Annotated in this window: 4 protein-coding genes; all 4 read right to left on the bottom strand. The window is 36.4% G+C overall.

Going from position 1 to position 3,342, the window contains the following annotated elements; translation table 11 throughout:
- Positions 1-1,021: phage portal protein (locus Q0410_RS05885; RefSeq protein ID WP_299034241.1), on the bottom strand; the 1,021-nt coding region annotated here is incomplete at its 3' end.
- Positions 1,022-1,023: 2 nt separating this feature from the next.
- The gene (locus tag Q0410_RS05880; RefSeq protein ID WP_299034238.1) at positions 1,024-1,290 is read right to left on the bottom strand and encodes a hypothetical protein; all 267 of its coding nucleotides are present in this window, start codon (positions 1,288-1,290) and stop codon (positions 1,024-1,026) included.
- Entirely contained in the window at positions 1,196-1,801 is a 606-nt protein-coding gene (locus Q0410_RS05875; protein ID WP_299034235.1) for an HNH endonuclease signature motif containing protein, read from the bottom strand. Before Q0410_RS05875 ends, Q0410_RS05880 begins: the two co-directional genes overlap by 95 nt.
- A gap of 52 nt (positions 1,802-1,853) precedes the next feature.
- Positions 1,854-3,332: a PBSX family phage terminase large subunit gene (locus Q0410_RS05870; protein ID WP_299034230.1), complete on the bottom strand. Its 1,479-nt coding sequence runs from the start codon at positions 3,330-3,332 to the stop codon at positions 1,854-1,856.
- Positions 3,333-3,342: the final 10 nt, after the last annotated feature.

Genomic DNA, 3,342 nt, shown 5'->3' with positions numbered 1-3,342 from the left:
TAGTGTTCCTAAGTTCTTCAGCAGTCAAAAGCTTAAGCCTTAGAGATATACCAGGCAAATTAGTGCCAAAAGATTCATCAGCAAAGTCTGGAGTAAAAGAAAATTTATGAATATCCTTATTCACTCTTAATTTAAAGTTTTCAACCCAGTTATCGTTGACATCTTTTACAACCCACTTGGCATCACCATCTGAATCAAGGAGAAGAATTCTTTGCTTATTCATCTTCTTAACATCTTCCTCATCAGTAGCCCCGTAATTTACAAGGGCAAGGTAAGCGTCAGAAAACTGGTCCATATCATTAAGGGTATTAGATTGTTCACGGTTATAAGCGTCAATCAAAGATATAACCTGCTCAAAGTCCCCCTGGACTTCTTTATTGTTCTTAAAATGAATCAAAGGCACAGCCCCAAAAGGATGGGGTTTTACCTCTTCAAGCCTAAAGACTCCAGAGCTAGCCTCATCAGTATAGAAATAAACCGCCTTATCGTCATAAAGATAAGCATAAGTCGAAGTTTTCCCATCGACCTGAGACACATAGTATCTGATACCAAACTTAACCTTATCCTCTATGCTCATATCATAAATTAAAAACGCGTTGTCTGGCTCAATAGCCTTAAACCTAACATTCGCCTTATCATCTACCCACAATAACTCGTAAGCCTCGCCCTTAATAGAGCAGGTCTTAGCCAAGGTCAAATTCTCCTTAGCCTCGTTATTGTAGTTACAAATACTTTGATATTCCTCTAAAAATCTATCGTCCTCTTCTTCATCAAGGGCAGTAGCAACATACTTAACCGACTGCCCCATAAAAAAACCAGTATTAAAATCAGTAATATACTTAGGATATGGATGGACAAGCTTATTTTCCTTATCCTTATCAGCCGCACCATTTTCTAAAATCAAGTGTTTACCTAAATAATAATCTTGTAAATTAGCATACCTACCAATAAGGACAGAATGTTTCTTGATATAGTCCCTAACATCAGTAGGGCTTAGTTCATTTTTATAAGTTCTAAACATAATTATAAGCCTAGAGCCTTCTTGCTCATAGACCTTACCTTCCTTTCAATCATATCTTCACTCAAACTATAGCGGCAGGCGTCTATGCAGTTATGCACAATAAAACCACCTTCAACTGCAAAGTTGTGGTGGTCTTTAACTTCCATATTGTAGACATCTTCATATCCGACAAATCTAATCTTTTTTATTTTTATACCTGAGTTTACCTGCGCATGTTTTTGAACAGGTTCTACCTGGGCTGTACTTATTTGTTTTGAATTTATTTCCACAAATAACACACTCCTTTTCTATTAAGTCTTTTCCTGTTTTTCTTCTATAGGCACTTTTACATGCGTTTGAGCAAAACCTAGTTAGACCGTTATCAGGCCCCACAAATACTTTTCCGCAATTATCACATTTAAACTCTTTTTTAGCATGAAGCTTATCTTTAGTCTTTTCGTAATGCTCCTTGTGCCACTTGTGCCCTTCGTCAGAAGCGTGCCACTTCTTTGTCATGGGTCTTATTCTTTCAAGTAGTCCACTTTCAACATTTGCAATTCCATTAGCTTGCCCATGTAAAGATATATGCTCATGAGCCTTCATTAGCTTTAGATTTTCAATGTTGTTATTGCTTTTATCGTGGTCTATGTGATGTATATGGTATCCTTTAGGTATAGCCCCATAATTGCACTCCCAAACATACCTATGCAACCTAATCTTGTTGGTAGAGTTTAAATAATAACCAGTTTTATCATCTCTAGTAAACTTTAAGCCATTATAGTATTGGTATTTCTTAGACATACTATTCCTCCTATGTTATATATACTATTATATCATAACATATCGAGTAGTGTCAATGAAACACATTGATTATACTATCATTTTCGCTTAAGTTTTGTAACTCTACCCAACCATTTTCTGTAAGAAACAAATGGTCTTTGGTAGCTTTTATTTTAGCTCCATTTTCTAATTCTACTTCATAAACTGCTGCATTTTTTCTTGTCTTTCTAACATCTTCAAACTCTAGCAAATCTTTTGCATTTGTATCAAAGTTGTAAGCATAGACTCTTCCAGTAGTGCCAACGAGTCTTTCAATAGGAATTTGCCCGAATTCTGTATCTACCAATGTATCTCCAGTAATACAGTGATTGTCCTTATCTTCAAGCCTTGGGATAGTATCTCCCCACCTATCAGTCTGGTAATCAATATTTTCAAACTCCATAGCCGTATTAGGGCACCTCTTAGGGTCAATAATAATAGCCTCCAAATCATCAAGCCATTTTTCCCCAAACTCCACCGAACCTGGTTTCTTTTCAGCTCCTGCAATCTGGATGCCGTAAGACTTAACTTCTGCAATTGACTTAGGCTCAGCAGAATCAGCAATTATCCTGGTATCATCAAAATGATATTTTTTAATCAGATTAGCGGCCTCACGGTTTGAAATCTTAACTCCGTAAAGCTCATCAAATATAAAAATCCTTCGCCTGGTCTTATCATAGTGAATACGAACCATAGCCAAAGGATCAGTAGCATAGCCCCAGTCGAGGCCTTGTCTTATATTATCAAAATTGTCAATTTCTTCTCTCTTAATTTCTCTAAAAACTAAATTATCAAAAGGAACAACCCCAGAACCTATAGCCTTACCCAAATACTCCCAGTCATACTTTAAAGGCTGGATTTTCTTCACATGGTCAGCCTCATCTTTAAAAACTTGGGAAATATAAGGATTATCCAAATAAGTAGAATGATGAACATAAGTCAAATCAGAAATAAACTGACTCTCAAACTTCTTATTTACCCAGGATTGTTTACGCTTAGGCGGGTTATAAGAATAAAAAAGCTTATAAGATAGTCCTTCAGGTAATTCAGCCCTTAAAACCGAATTTTCAATCATAGAAACTTCTTCTTCAGTCTTAAACTCTGCCAACTCCTCAATCCACAAGGTAGCAACAGGAAACTTAGCAACCTTAAGAGACTTAATTTTAGCAGGGTCATCAGCCCCACGAAATATAATTGAATTGCCACGAGGTAAATAAGTAATCTTTAAGGGACTTTTACCAAAAGCAAAATAAGCCCCAACTCCAAGGACATCCACAGCCTCTTTTAGCTGCTCATAAACCGACTCATAAAGAGTGTTGCCAACCTTACGAACACAAAGGACAGAAATAGGATTGTTGATAACATCAAGAATAATCTCCAATGAAATCATAAAAGACTTACCAGACCCACGGCCACCCTTAAGGACATATCTTAAGTATTTATTATTTTTAACCTTCCTATGAAAATCCACAAAACAAGGATTGACAAGGGTAGAAAGCCTAGCCGATATCATCTATAATCTT

Origin of the sequence: uncultured Anaerococcus sp. (assembly GCF_937934665.1) — a bacterium.
Lineage (GTDB): Bacteria > Bacillota > Clostridia > Tissierellales > Peptoniphilaceae > Anaerococcus.
The sequence above is the reverse complement of the archived record's forward strand: the minus strand, read 5'-3'. Positions and strand labels throughout refer to the sequence as shown.